Source organism: Guptibacillus hwajinpoensis, assembly GCF_001039475.1.
GTDB lineage: Bacteria > Bacillota > Bacilli > Bacillales > Guptibacillaceae > Guptibacillus > Guptibacillus hwajinpoensis.
Genome location: NZ_LELK01000001.1, coordinates 1,831,111 through 1,851,475, shown reverse-complemented (window position 1 = coordinate 1,851,475; position 20,365 = coordinate 1,831,111). Strand labels below are relative to the sequence as shown.

At 40.1% G+C, this 20,365-nt stretch carries 19 protein-coding genes, 1 pseudogene and 1 riboswitch; of the genes and pseudogenes, 10 read left to right on the top strand and 10 right to left on the bottom strand.

Annotated features, from left to right (window positions below):
- Positions 1-144: 144 nt before the first annotated feature.
- Positions 145-1,590: pseudogene (locus AB986_RS09280) on the bottom strand (alanine/glycine:cation symporter family protein).
- Positions 1,591-1,679: 89 nt separating this feature from the next.
- Positions 1,680-3,530, bottom strand: coding sequence for a choice-of-anchor I family protein (locus AB986_RS09275; RefSeq protein ID WP_053216102.1), 1,851 nt, complete (start codon positions 3,528-3,530; stop codon positions 1,680-1,682).
- Positions 3,531-3,688: 158 nt separating this feature from the next.
- Between AB986_RS09275 and AB986_RS09270 the strand changes: the two genes are divergently transcribed.
- Positions 3,689-4,408 (top strand): MBL fold metallo-hydrolase, encoded by a 720-nt coding sequence (locus AB986_RS09270; protein ID WP_048310548.1) that lies wholly within the window; start codon positions 3,689-3,691, stop codon positions 4,406-4,408.
- Entirely contained in the window at positions 4,405-4,971 is a 567-nt protein-coding gene (locus AB986_RS09265) for a TetR/AcrR family transcriptional regulator (protein WP_053216101.1), read from the top strand. Before AB986_RS09270 ends, AB986_RS09265 begins: the two co-directional genes overlap by 4 nt.
- Before the next feature lie 56 nt (positions 4,972-5,027).
- On the opposite strand, the gene AB986_RS09260 is transcribed toward AB986_RS09265, so the two are convergent.
- Both AB986_RS09260 and AB986_RS09255 read right to left on the bottom strand, forming a co-directional pair.
- Positions 5,028-5,861: an STAS domain-containing protein gene (locus AB986_RS09260; RefSeq protein ID WP_048310547.1), complete on the bottom strand. Its 834-nt coding sequence runs from the start codon at positions 5,859-5,861 to the stop codon at positions 5,028-5,030.
- 197 nt (positions 5,862-6,058) lie between these two features.
- Complete coding sequence (locus tag AB986_RS09255) at positions 6,059-6,325, bottom strand: hypothetical protein (protein WP_048310546.1); 267 nt, start codon at positions 6,323-6,325, stop codon at positions 6,059-6,061.
- Between the two features lie 405 nt (positions 6,326-6,730).
- Here AB986_RS09255 and AB986_RS09250 point away from each other — a divergent pair, with 405 nt between their 5' ends.
- Complete coding sequence (locus AB986_RS09250) at positions 6,731-7,513, top strand: SDR family oxidoreductase (protein WP_048310545.1); 783 nt, start codon at positions 6,731-6,733, stop codon at positions 7,511-7,513.
- Between the two features lie 53 nt (positions 7,514-7,566).
- On the opposite strand, the gene AB986_RS09245 is transcribed toward AB986_RS09250, so the two are convergent.
- Positions 7,567-8,526, bottom strand: coding sequence for a sodium:calcium antiporter (locus tag AB986_RS09245; protein ID WP_048310544.1), 960 nt, complete (start codon positions 8,524-8,526; stop codon positions 7,567-7,569).
- Between the two features lie 230 nt (positions 8,527-8,756).
- Positions 8,757-10,325: a catalase gene (locus AB986_RS09240; RefSeq protein WP_048310543.1), complete on the bottom strand. Its 1,569-nt coding sequence runs from the start codon at positions 10,323-10,325 to the stop codon at positions 8,757-8,759.
- A 137-nt stretch (positions 10,326-10,462) separates the two neighbouring features.
- Here AB986_RS09240 and AB986_RS09235 point away from each other — a divergent pair, with 137 nt between their 5' ends.
- Entirely contained in the window at positions 10,463-10,663 is a 201-nt protein-coding gene (locus tag AB986_RS09235; protein WP_048310542.1) for a hypothetical protein, read from the top strand.
- A 52-nt stretch (positions 10,664-10,715) separates the two neighbouring features.
- Here the strand turns inward: AB986_RS09235 and AB986_RS09230 are convergent, their stop codons facing one another.
- The gene (locus AB986_RS09230; RefSeq protein ID WP_048310541.1) at positions 10,716-11,591 is read right to left on the bottom strand and encodes a LysR family transcriptional regulator; all 876 of its coding nucleotides are present in this window, start codon (positions 11,589-11,591) and stop codon (positions 10,716-10,718) included.
- A gap of 257 nt (positions 11,592-11,848) precedes the next feature.
- On the opposite strand from AB986_RS09230, the gene AB986_RS22845 reads away from it, so the two are divergent.
- Both AB986_RS22845 and AB986_RS09225 read left to right on the top strand, forming a co-directional pair.
- Positions 11,849-11,977: a hypothetical protein gene (locus tag AB986_RS22845; RefSeq protein WP_269082691.1), complete on the top strand. Its 129-nt coding sequence runs from the start codon at positions 11,849-11,851 to the stop codon at positions 11,975-11,977.
- 40 nt (positions 11,978-12,017) lie between these two features.
- Positions 12,018-12,566 carry a flavodoxin family protein gene (locus AB986_RS09225; RefSeq protein WP_048310540.1) on the top strand — a complete coding sequence of 183 codons (549 nt, stop codon included), beginning with the start codon at positions 12,018-12,020 and terminating at the stop codon, positions 12,564-12,566.
- A gap of 61 nt (positions 12,567-12,627) precedes the next feature.
- Here the strand turns inward: AB986_RS09225 and AB986_RS09220 are convergent, their stop codons facing one another.
- On the bottom strand, positions 12,628-13,005 hold the full coding sequence (locus AB986_RS09220) for a carbonic anhydrase (RefSeq protein ID WP_048310539.1): 378 nt from the start codon (positions 13,003-13,005) through the stop codon (positions 12,628-12,630).
- A 101-nt stretch (positions 13,006-13,106) separates the two neighbouring features.
- Positions 13,107-14,399 carry an NCS2 family permease gene (locus AB986_RS09215; protein WP_048310538.1) on the bottom strand — a complete coding sequence of 431 codons (1,293 nt, stop codon included), beginning with the start codon at positions 14,397-14,399 and terminating at the stop codon, positions 13,107-13,109.
- Between the two features lie 69 nt (positions 14,400-14,468).
- Positions 14,469-14,569, bottom strand: a riboswitch (purine riboswitch).
- A 594-nt stretch (positions 14,570-15,163) separates the two neighbouring features.
- Between AB986_RS09215 and AB986_RS09210 the strand changes: the two genes are divergently transcribed.
- Entirely contained in the window at positions 15,164-15,346 is a 183-nt protein-coding gene (locus AB986_RS09210; RefSeq protein WP_048310537.1) for an aspartyl-phosphate phosphatase Spo0E family protein, read from the top strand.
- Between the two features lie 47 nt (positions 15,347-15,393).
- Here the strand turns inward: AB986_RS09210 and glnA are convergent, their stop codons facing one another.
- Positions 15,394-16,716, bottom strand: a complete 1,323-nt coding sequence (gene glnA, locus AB986_RS09205; protein ID WP_048310536.1) for a type I glutamate--ammonia ligase — start codon at positions 16,714-16,716, stop codon at positions 15,394-15,396.
- A gap of 331 nt (positions 16,717-17,047) precedes the next feature.
- Between glnA and AB986_RS09200 the strand changes: the two genes are divergently transcribed.
- The 3 genes from AB986_RS09200 to AB986_RS09190 all read left to right on the top strand — a co-directional run bounded on the left by AB986_RS09200 (position 17,048) and on the right by AB986_RS09190 (position 20,356).
- Positions 17,048-18,010 (top strand): iron-hydroxamate ABC transporter substrate-binding protein, encoded by a 963-nt coding sequence (locus tag AB986_RS09200; RefSeq protein WP_236690336.1) that lies wholly within the window; start codon positions 17,048-17,050, stop codon positions 18,008-18,010.
- Between the two features lie 259 nt (positions 18,011-18,269).
- On the top strand, positions 18,270-19,322 hold the full coding sequence (locus AB986_RS09195; protein ID WP_048310535.1) for a FecCD family ABC transporter permease: 1,053 nt from the start codon (positions 18,270-18,272) through the stop codon (positions 19,320-19,322).
- Entirely contained in the window at positions 19,322-20,356 is a 1,035-nt protein-coding gene (locus AB986_RS09190) for a FecCD family ABC transporter permease (RefSeq protein WP_048310534.1), read from the top strand. The genes AB986_RS09195 and AB986_RS09190 overlap by 1 nt, the downstream gene beginning before the upstream one ends.
- Positions 20,357-20,365: the final 9 nt, after the last annotated feature.

Below are 20,365 nucleotides of genomic sequence, written 5' to 3'. Positions count from 1 at the left end.
ACGTCCTTTCCTCATGAATGAAAGCCATTTCGCGGTATTTCTTCTATTTGTCGTTTTGTTGTAACAAATAATTTAGTACAGCAGAACGAAAAGAGCATGAGACTCCAGGCTCTTGAATACTTTTTTTCATGTTCTAACGTTCTTTTAACCTGCAGCTTTTTCCTCTTCTTCCTCTTCATCATCCCATGCTTCAGTATCTTTAATGCCAAGTTTAGAAGGATTGAAAACCGGATCTTTCCCTTCTTTACGTTGCTTTTCGTAGTCTCCTAGAACACTCAAAGCGATTTTACCTAATAACCCAATTGCTATTAAGTTAATGACAGTCATTAGTGCCATAAATAAATCTGCCATTTTCCATACAAGACTTAAGCTTGAAATCGAACCAATTAATACAAATGCCATTGTGGCGATTCGGAAGATAAACAATGCTGTTTTGCTTTCTTTAATAAACTCAATGTTCGTTTCACCATAGTAGTAAGATCCAATAATGGAGCTAAACGAAAATAAGAAAATCGCGATTGAGATAAAGATACCAGCCCATCCACCAATATGAGCGTCAAGTGAGTTCTGAAGTAGTTCAATACCTGATACTTCGCCTGTTTGGAATACAGGAGCAAGCAAGATGATAAACGCTGTAGCTGAACAAACTAAGATTGTGTCCACGAATTCACCTAGTGATTGAATAAGACCCTGTTTTGCCGGGTGTGAAGTTGTAGAAGTAGCTGCAGCGTTCGGAGCACTACCCATACCAGCTTCATTAGAGAATAATCCTCGTTTCACACCGTTCATAATCGCAGCACCTATTGCACCGCCAAATGCTTGTTCAAATCCGAAAGCATGTTCAACAATTAATGCAATAACAGAAGGTAATTCGGTGATGTTCATGATTAATACACCAATCGCAATCAAAAGATATAGTGTCGCCATGACTGGTACAATAACGCTTGATAAGTTCGCAATACGTTGTACTCCACCGAAAATAACTAAACCAGTGATGGCTGTAATAATTAGTCCCATTACAAGTCGGTTCATTCCAAATGCGTTTTCGAATGCTAATGCAATTGTATTACTTTGAACAGAATTAAAGATTAATCCGAATGTGACAGCGATTAACACGGCAAAAATAATACCTAACCATCTAGCTTTAAGACCTTTCTGAATATAATAAGCAGGTCCACCTCGGAATGAAGTAGTTCCCTTAATTTTGTAGACCTGTGCTAATGTACTTTCAATAAATGCAGTTGCTCCACCAAGAAGGGCGACAATCCACATCCAAAACACCGCACCCGGACCACCTAACGTGATCGCTACTGCAACACCAGCTAAGTTACCAGTACCAATACGTGTTGCAGCACCAACGCAAAAGGATTTAAAAGGTGAAATATTCTTCGTTCCATCTTTGAACTCTGGTTTCTCTGATAGGACACGAATCATTTCTCCGATAAATCGAAATTGTACAAATCATGAAACGATGGTGAAGTAGATTCCAATCCCTAGTAATCCAGCAATTAAGACATATCCCCATAGTATGCCGTTCCAGGCGTCAGAATTGGAGCGAAACTTGGCGGAAGGTAACTGTACTAGAGTAATAAAAGAGAGGTATTATGCCCTTACCACAACAAAATCCCCTCCAATATCGAGAGGGGATTTGTTAAATGGAACTCTATTAATCTATACTTCTACTTATTAGTTTCTTCTACTTCATGACTCTCACCATTATAGCTGTTAAACTGCTTAATCCCCAATTTTTCATATACGTATTTAATCCATTCAGGTACGTTGTTTTTTTCTACTTTAGTAACGACAGAAGCTGTTTCTTCTCTAACAGTACCTGCGAGTTTCTTTTCGACAGATAAGTTTTCAACCTCGTAAGCAGCAACCGTACCACTCACTTCATGAGCAGCAAGAAGCATCGCCTTCCCCCTTGGACTATCTTCTGCTGCTATGAATTTGAGTCCTTCAGGAGCACTATCTCCTTTCACAGACCCATCTTCAGAGGAAAAGTCACGACTCGTAAAATACGTGACGAACTGAGGCTTTTCAGGGTTATCAATATCATATACCATGATCCCGCCCTGACGTTCTAGTCCTATAAAGGCATACTGCTTTCCATTAATTTCGCCAACTTCAGCGGTCTCTGGCTCGGGTCCTTTGTCATCACTACGGTCTTTAAACACATTATTATCATTACTTGAATTAAAGTTACTCGGCAATGCCTGAGACGTAATTCTCTCAAACTCATCACCGCTATCATAGAGCTGTTCGAATTCCTCTGTTTCATAGACCGAAAAGGAGCGACCTCCGTAGCTATAAAGAGCTTCATATTCTCCATTTTTATTTAATCCATTGGCTGTTGTTACTTTTAATCTTCCAAGCTGTTCCTCATTCCATAAGCCGTCCTTCAACAGTTGATCGAGCTGTTTCTGAGTAAAGCCTTTATAATGATCTGCATCTAATTTAATGGAGTGGCCTGTGTCTCTCTCCAGATCAGCCACTCGAGTTTCCTCAGAATAGCCAGTGTAATCTCTTGAATCGCCTTCGTTTGGCGTGATGATGTAATTTTCTCCTTCTACTGTGTAAAGCACAATTCCATCGGGTTGATACATGCCAAGAACAGGCAATGGTTTACTATCAACCTCATCCGATTTATTAGATGCATCTAGTCCATTCCCTTCAATGGAATGATCCTTGAAGCCGAGGCTATTCACACTTGTGAATGTTTGTGTTTCTAAGTCAAGCTCTGCAATCGCATTATTTTCTTGCAGAGAAATATAGGCTTTTTGATTGTCGGGGGTTACCTGAATGTATTCAGGTTCAAAATCTTGAGCAGGTGTAGCATCAGGACTGAACACACGAACATTCTCATCGATCTTTTTCTCATCGAGAGAGCTAAATTCAACTGTGTTTACACTCGCGTTCTCAGCTCCTTTGCTTACGTCGACGATGGAAACACTCCCTTCAGGATCAACGGAGTAGTCATCCTTCGGTTCTCCTTCATTTGCAACAATAAGCTGTTTTCCATTAGGTGAAAATGTCACCATATCTGGTAATGAGTCTACTTCATAAGCTTTGATGAATTCCCCATTTGTTTGAAATAGAGCGACCATTCCTTTAGCTGTTTTCTCCTCAGCGGGGATCGCTACAGCAACGTATTCTGAAGTCGGATGGACAGCAACACTGGTTAAATCACCAGGGACAAATGACCCTAGGTCAATGTCTTTCAAAAAGACTTTCTTATAAAGTGGGATTTTACTATTTTCAGTAGTAGAGGATAGATCAAGAATATCTAAAGATTGATCAGCTCCGTTTACAACAAAAGTACGCTGATGCTTTTTATCGTAATCAACTATTTCTGCTCCACCTTCATCAAGTGCTGCTTCGCTTTTATATCTTCCAACGAGTGAAATGGACATTTCCTCTTGGTCTGAATAGATAGTAAGCTGTTCCTTCTCAGCAGATGAAGATGATGGATAACCTGAAATGAGTGATAGAGATACAATTGTGGCGAGTGCGAGTGGTGTTTTTTTCAATGTTTTTCCTCCCTGTTGTTACGTATATTCCATACACTGAAGGAAGATTGTTTAGAGAGTAATAGATTTTTCTTAACAAACTGTAAAATTCTATACAAAACTAATGGTATTAGTTATAATGAGATGAAACTAATACCATTAGTTTAGGGGGAGAATGAATGAGAATAACACATAAACAAACGGTCTATCAGTTATCTTTCATGGCAAAGTGGTTTCCTGTTAATTGTTATTTCGTAGAAGAAGAAAATAGTTTAACACTCATTGATACTGCACTACCTTTTAGTAAAAGAGCTATTCTAGAAACGGCTAAACAAATTGGAAAGCCCATTAAACGAGTTGTCTTAACGCATGTTCATAGTGATCATATTGGTTCTCTCGATGGTTTGAAAGCTGATTTGCCTGAAGTGGAAATCTTCTTACCCGAACGCGAGTTGAAGCTGTTACATGGTGATATGACACTTGAACCTGGTGAAGGGAATTTACCTGTTAAAGGTGGAGTTCCAAGAAATAGTAAGACTCAGCCCGATACGCTTCTGAAGGAAGGTGATCGTATTGGATCACTTGTTGCGATTGCAGCACCTGGACATACCCCTGGGATGATGGCGTTCCTAGATGTAAGAAACAACATCTTACTTGCTGGTGATGCAATGCAAACGAGAGGAGGGATCGCGGTCGCGGGCGATCTTCGTTTTCGATTTCCTTTTCCTGCACTTGCGACGTGGGATAAAGAACGTGCTATAGCTTCTGTTGAAAAACTTCTTACTTATCGTCCAACTATTATAGGTGTGGGGCATGGTGATTTTCTATATGAGCCAGAAAGTAAGGTGAAGCATGCGATTGTAAAGGCCAAAAAAGCTATTGGAGTGAGAATGAAGTGACGGCAAGAGGATTATCCAAAGATCTTATAATTAAAGAAGCGATGGGAATTGCAGAGAAAGATGGAGCAACTGCCGTTACAATGGCAACGCTCGCTAGAAGGTTAGCGATTAAACCGCCTTCCCTTTATAACCATTTCAAAAGTCTTGATGAAATTAAAAAAGCGGTAGCCATTGCTGCGCTTAATGAGTTTCTTCATTGGTTGGAGGAAAGTATGGTGAGCAACGTAAGTGGAAAAGAAGCCATTCATGCTCTTTCAAAAGCGTACGTTTCGTTTGCACAAGAGCATCCTGGCAAGTACGATTGTTCATTTCTCGCACCAAATCCGCTTGATCAAGAAGTCCAAACAGCAGGGGAGGGTATCGTTCAATTAACAATGAAAACATTGAGCGATTTTGCTCTTGATGAAGTTGAAAAAGTGCACATGGTAAGAGGACTTAGAAGTTTGCTTCATGGTCTTGTTGATCTTGAACGGAGAAGTGGATTTCAGCTTTCGGTCAATTTGGAAGAGTCACGGAAAGTGGTTGTTGAGACGTATGTAAGTGGGCTAGAGAAGTTCGATTAATAAAAATATCCGCTCTTTCTTCATTGAAGAGCGGATATTAACTTCATATTGAGTTGTTAATTCGTTCCCATCGAAATGGCTCCTGCGAGGTTTGAGGTAATATTAATTCCGCCAAAGTCGATACCTAATTGAACGGCAGTTTGTGCAATTTCTGGGCGTAGCCCTGACAGTGTTGTCGTTACACCAATTAATTTCAGTCCGTTAATGAGTTGAAAGATTTGTTGAGCGACAAGGGTATCAACAAGATAAACACCAGATAGGTCGATGAACAGATGATCAACTTTTTTGGTTGTGCATCCTTCTAGTGTATTTTCTAGAATAGCGCTTGCTCGATCAGAATCAATATCTCCTACCAACGGTAACAACGCTTTACCTTCTGGAAGATCGATAAGAGGTGAGCTCAAGTCATTAATCGTTTGCTGTTGCTCCTCGATACGCTCGTTAAGGTGATTGGTTTTCTCCTCTACAACGCGCGTCATCACAACATCAATGGCTTCAATTACGGCATACTTCCAAACATCAATTAATTCTTGGGAGGGAGGAGCACTTAGTGAATCAACATATTCTTTAATAAACCCCATGTATTGTTCACGTACACGTAGAAATTCTCTCATAATGAGGTGTGTGGGTGTATTTAAATGTTCTGGATCTCTTCCAATCTCAATAACCCACTCATCGAATTCTTTGAAAAATGCTTCTTTTTCCATAACGAATATTTTGCATAAGTGCTGATGAAATTCAAAATTTTGAGCTTTCAAATTACGAATAACGTTAGGATCAGTTGAAGCGTATACTCCTGATCCGGTTTTATCTAATGATTCATACCATTCTTCGGTAAGTTGCTCTGCTCTATTTAATAAAAATTCATGAAGTTGTTTGTTTCGTTGCATTAAAGGATATCCTCCTATTCAAGACTAATGGCTGACAATTTGATATGAATAAGTATACCATTATTTATTAAGGGAGGTGACGAATAGAGAACATTGGAGGGGAACAAATAGTTAACTTTATTAATAGAAGGAAGAGATTAATCTTGAGGAAACTGCTATAGGAAAGGAACTAGCAAGTGTTCGAAGGGTCATTTTTTTCACCTAACGCTGATTACATATGATTTTGTAAGATCAAGGCAGAGTTTTGTGATGGAAATGGAGATGTGTTTCTCTTTGTTGAGGATCTCAGGAGATGACCAAATCGCACGAAAAAGTTGAGTAATAATCTTCTCATGATCGACCGGATCGATGTCACTTTTGGCTATCATTCGCTGGATGTGATGGATGTAGTTATCGTAAAGTTCATTCATGCAATCTCTGTCTTTGTCCATTAGTCGCTGAATGACACCATTTTTATTTTGCATGTAGTAATCTCCTCGTAGTAGAAGTAATATTACTGTAATTCCACGGTAAACCTTATTTCAAACTCATACTTCTCGGATTCGAAGTATTTAGTAGACGATAGCGTGTTTTTAATAAGGTTTCTCAAAAAAATAGATTGCTTATAGTTGTAAGCGCTTGCTATAGTTAACAAAGGAGATATGTGGAAAGGAGATCGTGAGTATGTGTGGATAAATCCTGTAATGGTGAATGAATTGAATCGTCCTATTTCTGCAAAGGGATAGGTCTGTCATTTTACTACCAGTACAGGGAATGCCGCGTTCATGATTGATAAACGACGAGGGCAGGCGCCTAATAGGGGTCTGTCTTTTTCAGTATCATCTCCTTTCATTGTGGTCACCGTATTCCTTCATAAGGAGGAAGAATAAGTGAGTAAACGAATAAAGAATCAACTAGCGATCGTAACAGGTGCTAGCCGTCCTAAAGGGATAGGTGCTGCCATTTGTCGTGAGTTAGCTAGCAACGGGTTTGACATCTTTTTCACACATTTAACTAGATACGATCAAAACACTGGGTATGAAGATGCTAATCATAACTTTGCAGAGAACTTTAAACATGAATTACGTAACTATGGTGTAAAAGCTGAATCGATGGAGCTCGATTTAAGTGATCGTGATGCACCAAAGCGACTTCTAGATGAAGTGGAAAAGATGCCTAGTCAGCTATCGATTCTAGTAAATAACGCAACATTTTGTGTAGAGGTTAGTCATGAAGAAGTAACAATGGAACTGTTTGATCATCATTGTGCAGTTAACGTAACAGGAACATGCATGTTAACAGTAGAGTTTGCAAAGCAGCTCAAGAAAGAACAACACAGTGGTAGAATTGTGAATTTTGTATCCGGTCAAGATAAGAGTCCACAACCTGGAAACATTGCATACATTACGACAAAAGGAGCCCTTTCTGCTTTTACAACATCCCTTGCAACTGAACTTGCCTCGTCACATATTACGGTTAATGCGATTGATCCAGGCCCGACTGACTCAGGGTGTATGGATAAGCAAACCCAAGATTTCTTAAAACAGAAATTCCCCACCGGTCGTATTGGGACTCCTGAAGATGCTGCACGTCTTGTAAGCTTTCTTGTGAGCGATGCTGCTAGATGGGTAACAGGACAGATTATCCATTCAGACGGTGGATTCTGGGATTGACTAAAGTAATAGGAAATAAAGAAGAAGCGTGCTGGCTACCAGCACGCTTCTTTCTAGAACAAAATATATGAAGCAACAATGTACAACAAAGCCATCACGAGGGAAGGGGCAGCATAGCGCCATTGATTCCGAATGACGGATGGTCTTAACAACAAGTACACAATAACAAGTGTCATCACAACTCCTAGAATGGCGGTATAGATGTGTGAAGAACCGACAGCAGAAAGAATAGGGGCATCTCTATAGAGCACGTCTGTAAGAACTAACAATTGAATATTAAATAGATTACTACCAAGAATGGAGCCGATCGCCATGTTATAGTTTGCTAGTTTAAAAGCTGCAAGTACTGTAACAAGCTCTGGTAGAGATGTAGACGCTGCAATTAGAAAACTCCCGACAAAACTTGCATTCATACCTGTTGCTTCTGCAAGGCGATCACCGGAAATGGATAGGATACTACCTGATACAAAGACAATTAGTGCAGCGACGATAAATCCGATGACAGCCGTACGAAGAGAATAATCTTTCGTCGGAACCTCTTCTTGCTCACCGTCGTCACTTGAAATGTATTTCATGGATAGCACATACAAGAGAACAATCACAATCATCTCGATGCCTACACCAAAAAGAGAGATTGTCCCTGGAATTAGAAGCGACACAATTAAAATGATGAGAAATAGAAGACCAATAAGTGCTGATGGTACATTCGCTTTTGTATTGATTTTCTGAAATAATCTTCGTTTTCGATAAAGTAAATCGACGACAGCTAGAATTAAGAGATTAAACACGTTACTACCAAGCATGTTTCCAACTGCAATATCAGGATTATCAATATAGACAGCTGTTAGGCTTGTTGTTAATTCAGGTAGTGAAGTAGCACCTGCAATAAGGAAGGTACCAACAACAGCACCGCTTAAAGATGATTTCTTGCTGATGACATCACCGAACTGATTAAGGTAAATAGCCGCACCTACAACAACGGCTGCTGCAAGTAGAAAAATTAGAATGATCATATATTGCTCCTCTCCGCCAGCGCATACAAAAAGACCCTGGCACAATGAAATTGTACCAAGGTCTTGCGTACTAAAAACTTAGCCCAATGAACCAGGTATCGAAATACCGTATTGATGACTCATTGGCCGTTACCGGTCGCTACTCCCCTTGTTACGTTAACTATATATCGGTCCTAATAGGTTGTCAAAGAAAAGGAGGTAGATAAGGTGATTCTCATGAATAACCGTGTTTAATATGGGTCTGACGGATGACTCCGTTGCTCTGCTTCCTGTACAGCATCTTCCATTTTCTCCTCGGTTGTTGCTTTTCGTGTTGCCAATCCTTCGGAAACACGTTTACCATAGTCTTCGTCGCATTCTGTTAACATCGATATCATACGATCTTGAATCTCTTTTCGACAATCACCTAGTGCAATGACGAGGTTATCGATCAAGTCTTCTCGCTCCCAATCCTTCATTCTACGGTACGTTTCACCAGCTTGACCGAAGTTGTTTTCACGAGAGATTTTCTCTCTCTGAAGCTTACCTTCAACATAGGGTTCATACTCTTTCCCTGGATTCTCCGCTTCTTCTAAACCGCCAATAAGCGAAGGCTCATAGTTAACATGAGGGTTCTGATGATCAGCGTAGTCTTGTCTGTAATCCATTTGGCCTGCACTTTGGTTTGTTGCAACATGCTTCGTTGGCTTATTAATTGGTAATTGCAAATAGTTCGATCCTACTCTGTAACGCTGCGTATCGGAATAGGAATACGTTCGTCCTTGTAGAAGCTTATCGTCAGAGAAATCAAGACCATCGACAAGCACGCCAGTTCCGAATGCAACTTGTTCGACTTCTGAGAAATAGTTCTCTGGATTCTGATTCAGTACCATTTTCCCAACTTTGTGCCATGGAACCTCTTCCTTGTACCAGAGTTTCGTTGGATCTAATGGGTCAAAGTCGAGCTCTGGGTGTTCACCATCTTCCATAATCTGAACGTACAGTTCCCACTCTGGATAATCTTCGTTTTCAATCGCCTCATATAAATCCTGCGTTGCATGGTTAAAATTCGTTGCTTGTATATGATCGGCTTCTTTCTGCGTAAGGTTCTTAATACCTTGCACTGGCTCCCAGTGGTATTTAACGAGTACGGCTTTGCCTTCTTTATTCACCCATTTATACGCGTGAACACCTGATCCTTGCATGTGACGGAAATTCGCTGGAATTCCCCAGGGTGAGAAGAGGAATGTAACCATGTGCATAGATTCTGGAGTTTGGCATAGAAAATCAAACATTCGCTCCATATCTTGAATATTTGTAACAGGGTCTGGCTTAAAGGAGTGGACCATATCAGGAAATTTTAAAGGATCACGAATGAAAAACACTTTTAAATTATTCCCAACTAAATCCCAGTTCCCGTCCTCCGTATAGAACTTCACAGCAAAACCTCTAGGATCTCGTAACGTTTCTGGAGAATGGTTGCCGTGGACGACTGTTGAGAATCTCACGAAGACGGGTGTTTGTTTACCTACCTCAGTAAATACCTTTGCGCGTGTGTAATTCGATATAGGCTCATTTCCTATTTTTCCATACGACTCGAAATACCCGTGAGCACCAGCACCCCTTGCATGAACAACACGTTCAGGCGTTCTTTCACGATCAAAATGACTGATTTTCTCAAGAAAGTCATAATTCTCAAGTGTTGTTGGACCACGATTGCCTACCGTTCTCACATTTTGATTGTCAGTGACTGGGTGTCCCTGTCGATTGGTTAAAGTCTCATCTGATTCATGTTCTTCATTTAACTGTTCATCTTTCATGATTGACCTCCTTTGCATACTCGCTACAAGTTATTCCCAATATAAATTGGCGTATTCAGATAGATGAGTTAAAATTTGGGAAGAAGGAATACGATGATTAGATGGAAGGGCGCATGGATTTTGGAGGAGGTTTCTACATGCACAATAAAAAGAGTAAATTGATTATTATGATGAGTTTGCTTGTTAGCTTAACGGCAGTCAGCGTGACAGTGATTTATTACATTGCTAGTGGAGGTGGGGTGCTTTATAGCGATGTTGCGATATCAATGGGTGTTGGGGCGGCATTTGTAATCTTCTATTCTCTGAAATTAAAAGGAAGACAGTCTAATAAGAGTTAGTGCTGTTTCATCACAAAAAAAGGCGCCCGGCATTTTGCTGGACGCTTTTTCTTCAGTTTTCCAATAAAGAGAGAAATTGCTTCAATGGTGGTGAAATCCATTTTTTCTGCTGATACACAACCTGAGTATAGACTTTAATGGTATTTTGATGAAATGGGAGCGCCACAACATTGCCGTTACGAACGTCTCGTTCAACGGCAATTCTAGGTAGCAGTGCGATGCCAAGGTCATCTGCGACACATTGTTTAATCGCTTCTAAGCTACTGAACGAAATCACGGATTTGGCTTGTACCTCTTCTTCTTGCAATAGTTGTTCAAGGAGGACACGATAAGAGCAGCCTTCTTCCGTTAGAATGAGTGTTTCCGTTTCGAGTCTTTTTAACGTTACTTCATCTAGTTTCGTTAGTGGATGGTCGGGAGGCGCAATTAGCACCATTTCTTCCTGTCGAATCGGAATCGTTGTTAATTCAGGGTGATTTTGAAGACGATCCAGGAGAAGGGCAATATCGTAAGTACCATCCATTGTACCTTCTATTAAATTTGGACAAAGACCTGATTCTAACAAGATTCTCAATTCAGGATGCTGTTGCTTCAATGATTTAATGAAAGGAGTAATAAAATACGCTGCAAGAGATTCAACTGTACCGATTCGAACAGTTCCTTTTAAATTCGAATCACTCCTCATCTGTTCTTCAGCTTCGTCTGCTAGTTTAGTAATGCCTTTCACATAGTCATAAAGCTGTTCTCCTGATTGAGTTAATCTCATCTTTCTTCCAACACGTTCAAAAAGCTTAACCTGGTAGTGCTCTTCAAGCTTTTTAATTTGTGTCGTTACGCTTGATTGGGCATAGCCAAGCTCTTCAGCCGTCTGGGTGTAGCTCCCCCATCTCACAACTTCTTTAAACGTATAGAAATAATTTAAGTCCATTATGCTCCTCCATCAATATTATTGATTATATGTATCGATAATTATAGATAACTTCAATGGTGTGTGCGGTGGTATACTGTATTTCAGAAGCACCGAAAAGAAATGGTTAAGTAATCGTTGCTGATAGCGCTATCCACAAAATAGTTCCTTATTCAGTAAAGCGCTTCTTAATACAGGGCTAGTGTCATTAGTATTATTGCGCTTTTTATTTCAATCACAAGCATTCATGCATATAGTAATGTAGGATTGCGATTTAGATGACATATAACCACGTTGTGGCAAAGTTATTTGCACGAGTGAAAACAAAACCGTCTGAGAAGAGATACTATTATTGGAGCAATCTATGGAATGATCTTAACACGACTACAGGAATAGAAACGAACTAACAGTTAAATCACATGCGGGTTTGTAAAGGAGAGGTCATACTTGAAAATCTTAGCTCTATTAGGAAGCACCCGACAAAATGGAAATTCACAATACCTGACTGAAAGAATTCTAGAAGGAACGGATCACACGATTGTGTCGCTTTCCGATAAACAAATTAATCCAATTATTGATAAAAGACATTCCGAAGGTGGTTTTTCACCAGTAGATGATGATTATGAAGAATTACTTCACTTGCTGTTAACCCATGATACGCTTATTTTTACCACACCTCTTTACTGGTACGGAATGACTGGACCGATGAAGAACTTCTTTGATCGGTGGTCCCAGTACTTACGAGATGAGAATCTTAATTTGAAAGAAGAACTAACGAAGAAACAAGCGTATGTGGTTGTAACTGGTGGCAGTAGTGCAAAAGTGAAAGGCCTACCACTCATTCAACAGTTTAACTACATTTTTGAATTCGTGAATATGGAGTTTGTCGACTACATTATTGGTAGTGGAGTAAAGCCTGGTGAAGTAAAAGAAGATATCATGGCACTTGAGAAAGCAGAACAGTGGAGACGAAACTTCGAATCCTTACAAAGATAATTTATAATCAAAAAAACGAGAGAACTAAGTGAGACTTAGTTCTCTCGTTTCTTTATACTTACTAACAGATAACATACACATCTGAGAATTGATCAACCCATAGACCTACAACGACGACAGGCAAGCACCAAGATCGGACTGTTTGGACGGATGCTTGAATATCTTTAAAATGTTGCTCGTCACTCACTGGATTTGCAGCACAATCATAATGTCCTACAACTACGATCACCTTTGAATGGTGAGCTTCTATCGAAATCACTGCATTCTTTCGTATCCTATCCAACTCAATATACGTCGCCTGAGATAACACTCGATCCATTCCAGGCTCTGTTATTAAATCTACATAATCTACACCAAAATGTCTTTTTAACCACTTTGTGACCGGTATTTGCGTTCTCCCATCAATGCAGTTTAAAGCAGTTCCGAATGTTTTTGTCATTGTGCACCTTCAGTTGTTTTCTATTAAATTATGAAGGTGCATAGAGATGAGTGAAAAGATTAAAAGTACATTATTCCATATGAGTTCAATGGATCTATGCTTTATAAATAAATGAAATAAAGGATGAAAAGAAAGCCTAGCGAATACATAATTGGATGAACTTGTTTCCAATCTTTTTTCGCAATCATTGCAAATGGGTAAAGAATGAAACCAAGTGCAATTCCTGTTGCCACGCTGAATGTAAGTGGCATCATGATGATCGTCACAAATGCTGGGATGACAATTTCTAAGCGATTCCAGTTAATGTGTTTTACCTCTGTAGCCATAAGAGCACCAACGATGATCAGTGCGGGTGCTGTGACTTCTGGTGTAATAACACCAAGAATTGGCGAGAAGAAGAGGGCGATAAAGAAACAAATTGAAATCACAACAGACGTAAATCCTGTTCGTCCACCCACTGCAACACCAGCTGACGATTCAACGAAAGAAGCAGTTGTGGATGTACCAAAGATCGCTCCGATGACGCCGGAAGTTGAGTCAGCAAGTAAAGCACGACCCGCGTTCGGAATTCGATTGTTCTTCATTAGACCAGCTTGACTCGCTACTGCAATCAGAGCACCAGCTGTGTCGAAGAAAGCAACGAATAAGAATGTGAAAATAACTGCAAGAATCTCCGGTGTAAAGATGTCACCAAGGTGCTGAAACACAACTCCAAATGTTGGCTCAAGGCTCGGAACCTGACCTACGATAGAAGTAGGAACCTGCACAAGTCCAATAATCATTCCAATGATCGTTGAGATGACAATACCATAGAAAATTCCTCCACGTATGCCTCTGATGAGCATCATTAATGTAATAATAAACCCGAAAGCAGAAAGGGCAGTGGTAGGTGTTGTAAGCTGTCCAATAGAGATGAAGGTAGCTTCATTACTTACGACAATCCCAGCATTCTTCAATCCAATGAAGGCAATGAAAAAGCCGATTCCACCTGCGATCGCATGTTTCAGGTCTTGCGGTATAACATTAATGATTTTCTCGCGAATTTTGAGTAAACTAAGAATCATAAAAATAATTCCTGCGATAAACACACCTGTTAGCGCAATTTCCCAATCAATCCCCATTCCAATTACGACTGAAAAGGTAAAGAATGAATTGAGTCCCATGCTCGGTGCAATACCGACTGGAAAATTAGCAAGTAGTCCGATTAGAAGTGAACCAACGATGGCTGACAAAGCGGTAGCTGTAAAGAGTGCCCCCTTATCAATTCCTGCTTCACTTAGGATAATCGGGTTAACGACAAGTATATAAGCCATAGATAGAAACGTCGTAATACCTGCGAGCGTCTCTTTTCTATAAGTCGTTTCTCTTTCCGTGAACTGGAAGAAATTTCTCATGATGTACCCTCCTGTTTTTCAACAAAAAAAGACTCCCGCTACAAGCCGGAGTCAAATCACAAGGAATATGAAGTATTCATCATTCCTTGTAGACAAGCCATTCTCGGTAGCTAGTAGAAACGTTCAGGCCATATTCCTGAACTTATACAAGGTGGAGCTTTTAGGTTAAATTTATAACGAGAATCATAACAGTCAACAAAAGGGTGGTCAATCTTTTCAAGTAATGTTCAAGTATTCAATGTTTTCAAATTTTCATTGGGAATGGATTGTATCTTTTAAAAGGCTCTATTCTAAAGACTATGTTAATGAACAGTGTTGATTTTTGGCTCATTTACGCCCTGTTGTGCCCAATCGTTTCGAGCAAATTCATTTGCTCAGACGATTGGGCACAACAGGGCGACCTTTCAGCTATGCTGAAAGGCGAGTGAAACTGAAGTTTCACTCGAATGAGCCAAAAATCGAGAAATCAACAATATGAGCTAACATTGCCATCTTTTTAAAAGAATTTTTTCTAAAAGATTGATGGATTTTAACGAATTCTTGTATTTAAAACCATACTCAGCTAATTGGAGCGGAAGGAGGCTCACCGCCCGCCCCGCGGAAAGCGAGCATCCTGTAGCGCACATCAACCACAATTTTAATTGCAACAATACCCACGAAAAAACCTTTTGAATGTAAAAAACTATGTAAAATGTAAAAAAATGAAATTAATACTGGGGTTTTGTGTTACTCTAAAAAAAAGACATACAAAAAGGGAGAGCGCTATGTTATTGCAGCGTCTTGAACATGAAATTAATAATTTGCGAATGGTGCTTTATGATCTTGGAAAAGAAGTAGATGATTATTCAAGTGGTAAAATCCTTCTTCTAAGTAAACGATTAGATGAGAAAATCATTCTTTACCAGAAGCTTAAAGACTGCAAACGAAAGCATGGATCACCAATATAGAACAAATAGAAGAGCTGCCTCATTCTGAGGCAGCTCTTCTATTTGTATTATTTATTCATATAGCGATCGATTTCCCACTGACTTACATTCAGAGAGTACTCAATCCATTCTTTTTCTTTTTCTTCAATGTAAACTTTTGAAGTGTGATCACCTAGTGCTTCCATAACAACTTTGTCTTCTTGAAGAGCTTTAATTGCTTCTTTCAAGTTCGTTGGAAGTGTTGGAACGTCTTCCGTTGATACTTCATATAAGTTACGTGTTTCTGGTGCTCCAGCATCAAGCTCATGACGAATTCCTTCAAGTCCTGCGTGAATAACAGCAGCAAGAGTTAGGTAAGGGTTAGCTGTTGGATCCGGGTTACGGATTTCGAAACGAGTACCCATTCCACGAGTTGTCGGAACGCGAATCATACAGCTACGGTTAGAGTGAGACCAAGCAACACTTACAGGTGCTTCATAGCCAGGAACGAGACGCTTATAAGAGTTAACGTTCGGGTTGGTAATCGCTGCAAGTCCATTTGCATGAGAAAGGATACCAGCCATAAATTGTTTCATTGTTGTTGAAATGCCTTCGGGATCGTTCTCATCGAAAAATGCACTTTCGCCATTTGTGAAAAGGGAAAGGTGGCAATGCATACCAGATCCGTTTTCGCCTGCGATTGGCTTCGGCATAAATGTTGCATGATAGTCATGGCCAGTTGCAACATCTTTTACAACGTTTTTAAACGTCTGGATGTTATCAGCTGCTTTAATAACACTATCAAAACGGAAGTTAATTTCATGCTGTCCCTGTGCTACTTCGTGGTGGGAAGCTTCCATTTGGAATCCAAATTTCTTAAGCGTACGTACGATATCACGACGAACTTGATCACCTTTATCTTTAGGTGATGCATCGAAGTAACCAGCACGGTCATTCATTTTACGAATTGGGTAACCTTCTTTATCTAATTTAAATAGGAAGAATTCAGGCTCTGGACCAACGTTAACGGTATAACCCATGTCTTCCGCTTCTTTCATAGCTCTTTTTAGGATGTAGCGTGGGTCGCCTTCGAATGGCTCGCCATCTGGTGTATGAATGTCACAAACAAAGCGAGCGATACAATCCTGATCAACAGCGTCTGGAAGAACTTTAAATGTTTCAAGATCAGGGAAAAGGTACATATCACTTTCCTGAATATCAGAGAAGCCTGCAATGGAAGAGCTGTCAAACATAGCTTCGTTATTCATAACGCTTTCCAATTCTTCAATTGGTAGTTCTACGTTTTTCGTTTCGCCAAGCATGTCAGTAAATTCAAGGCGAATAAATTCGACTTTCTTTTCTTTTGCTTCCTTCATGATGTCTTGTTGAATACTATTCTTCGTTAGAGTCATGGATTAAATAACCTCACCTTTAATTTTTTTTGTTAGTGTTCATTCTAATGATATTCACAGATAATTGTGTTTTTATGTAAGGATACCTAACATAAAACTTTATAACAAAAATCGTTAAATGATTATGTGAGTATTAATAACCTTACAACCTTCAGGATAAACCACTTTTTGATTTGAAAATATTTCTATCTTATAAAGAAAACGCTACCACAACCCGCTCTTATAGTATTCCTTAAATTTTATTTTTTAGAAAGAATATAGACAACTAGTAGAGATAATGCTAAGCTTCTAAATGATAATGAATCTCAATATCACTTAGGGGGTATATACATTGAAAAAAAATAGAATGAAAACACAACTCATTCTATTGTTCATGTTCGTTCTTATTTTAGGAGCATGTGCAAATGAAGAATCGAACGGAGAAAGTAAATCCGGTCAAAATGATTCAGGGAGTGATATGAAGACATTTACATTGCCGGATGGTCAGGAATTCGAAATTCCTACTAATCCTGAACGTATTGTAGCAACGGATTACGTTGGTTATTTCCTAGCGCTTGGGATTACGCCAGTAGGAGCTCCAGATCAATTTGTTCTTGATAATCCTTATCTTGCTGAAGAACAAATTAAAGACATAGAAGATATAGGGACGCCACCATCCGTTGAGAAAGTAACGTCGCTAAATCCAGATTTGATTGTCGTTACAGATCAGGAACAATATGATCTTCTTTCCAAAATTGCGCCGACTGTTCTTATGCCATTTGGAGCATATGACTCACTTGACGAAGAAGTAACGGCAATGGGAGAAATTGTTGGTAAGGAAGCCGAAGCAAAAGGGTGGATCGAACAATTTGACGAAAAGGCTGCAGCCGCTCGTGAAGAACTAGACGGTGTGATTAGTGAAGATGAGACGGTTGGTATTTATGAAGTACAAACGAAGGATTTCTACGTTTTCGGTGATAACTTCGGCCGTGGTGGTCAAGTAATTTATGATGCGCTTCAGTTAAAAGCACCTGAAAAGATTCAAAAGGAAGTAATCGAAGGTGACAACTGGAAACAGATTTCACTAGAAGTATTACCTGAATATGCAGCAGATCACATGTTTTATACCGAGTATGCCGCTGAGGATAATCAAGATGTGTTGAAAGAGACAAAGGAAAGTGCTCTATGGCAGAATCTTGAGGCTGTGAAGAATGATCAACTTTATGAAATGAAGTTCGAGGACATGTATTACTATGATCCAATTGCAGTCGAAGGACAGCTTGATTTAATCGTAGATAAATTAAAAGGAAAATAAGAAGTCCTGGCGCTTTGCGCCGGGGTTTCTTTTAAAATGACTCTTTTCGTAAACATTGTTGCTATAGCGGGTTAATTTCCGCTCTAATCACTAAGTGTGGTCTTATTCAATATTTGTCGAGCAAATTCATTTGCTCAGACGATTGGTCACCACAGGGCGACCTTTCACTCGAATGAGCCAAAAATCGAGAAATCAACAATATGAGCTAACATAGCCTTTGAAAAGAGCCTTTACAATACATAAACTAAGGGGTAGTCACATGTTAAAGAAAGTTGAGCCGATGGCAAATAAAATAGAAGATCAGCTAGCTGTTCAATCAAGACCTATCACGGCTGTGCTCATTCTAGTTGCAGGAAGTGCGGCTCTCATTCTAAGTCTTGGACTATCAATCGCGTTAGGTGCTGCGGATATTCAGTTGATGACGGTCTGGCAGGCGGTTTTTCAATTTGATCCAACGTCAACAGAACATTCGATTATTCGAGAATTTAGGATGCCCCGTTCTGTTGCTGACATATTAATTGGTGCAAGTTTTGCTGTAGCCGGTGCCATCATGCAAGGGGTCACTCGTAATCCACTTGCTGACTCTGGGTTACTTGGATTGAATGCAGGTGCAACGTTAATGATTGCCCTCAGTTTTGCTTTCTTTCCAGGTCTCTCTTATACCAATCTTATGTTTTTTTCATTCATAGGAGCTGGGATTGGTGCCACACTGGTTTTTGGTATCAGCTCATTATCAAGAAATGGTCTTTCTCCAGTCCGGCTCGTGCTTGCTGGTGCTGCTGTTAGTGCTCTTTTCACAGCGGTTAGTGAAGGGATTGCGATTCATTTTCAACTTTCGCAAGATCTTGCCTTCTGGTTTGCTGGAGGAACGGCAGGTCTGAAATGGCCCCAAATTCAAATTCTACTTCCTTGGATCATCATAGCACTTGTTGTTGCGCTGTTTCTTTCCAAATCGATTTCATTGTTAAGTCTTGGAGAAGATGTCGCAGTGGGGCTAGGACAGCGTACGAAAGTAATCAAGGCTCTATCCGCTATTGTTGTACTTGTGCTTGCTGGTGCTGCTGTATCCGCCGTTGGTCCGATTGGATTTGTAGGGCTCGTGATTCCTCATATTGCGAGGTTTCTTGTTGGTGTTGACTACCGTTGGATTGTTCCATGTTCAGCTGTTCTCGGAGGATTGTTCATGATCATCGCTGACATGGGAGCGAGATTGGTAAACGCACCTTATGAAACGCCAATTGGTGCTATATTTGCACTTGTTGGTGTCCCGTTCTTTCTCTTTGTGGCGAGGCGTGAAGGGAGGGAACTATAATGAATCTTGATTCTTTATTTGATGTTCAGCGGAAAAGAAACCGTCATCGTTATCTTATTATAGGAATCTTCTTCTTTCTAATCGTCGTCACCTTCTTTATTAGTCTTAACACTGGACTAACCAAATTAAGTCCTTTAGAGGTATTGAAGACGTTAGTAGGAAGTGGAACAGAGCAGCAATCGTTGATTCTATTTGAGTTTCGTTTGCCTCGAATTGTGATCGCCGTTCTCGTCGGTGCTGGGCTTGCTCTATCAGGCTGCATTTTGCAGGGCATTTCTCGTAATGCTCTCGCTGATCCTGGGATACTCGGTATTAATAGTGGCGCGGCATTAATGGTTGTTGTGTTTATCTCTTTCTTTCCGAAAACCACGGATGCGCCTATTCTCTTAATGCCATTCCTTGCATTAATTGGTGGTTGTGCAACGGCGATTGTCATCTATGCACTTTCTTATAGTAAAAGAGAAGGGTTAATGCCTCAGCGTTTGATTCTAAATGGAATCGCGGTCGCAGCGGGTATTAGTGCACTCATTACAATTCTAACGCTTCGAATGGACCCTTTTGATTATCAGTTCATAGCCGTTTGGCTTGCAGGTAAAATATGGGGAACAACTTGGATTCATGTGCTCACGTTAGTGCCATGGGTGATCGTGTTGTTTACGTTCATTTTCTACAAAGCTAGAATGCTTGATGGATTGAATTTCGGTGAAAAGCTTGCGATTGGAATGGGTGTGAAAGTAGAGAAAGAGCGATTCTTGCTGCTTGGTGCATCGGTTGCGCTTGCGTCAGCCTGCGTATCGGTAAGTGGTGGAATCGGGTTTGTTGGACTTGTTGGTCCTCATCTTGCACGCCAATTTGTTGGAAATGATCATCGTTTCCTTCTACCATTATCAGCTCTCGCTGGTGGCCTTATCCTTTTAGTCGCTGATACGATTGGCAGAACTATCCTCGCACCATCTGAAATTCACGCTGGTATTATGGTGGCAATTATAGGCGCACCTTACTTTTTATATTTACTTGCTAGAGCAAAAGCTTAGGAGGGTAAT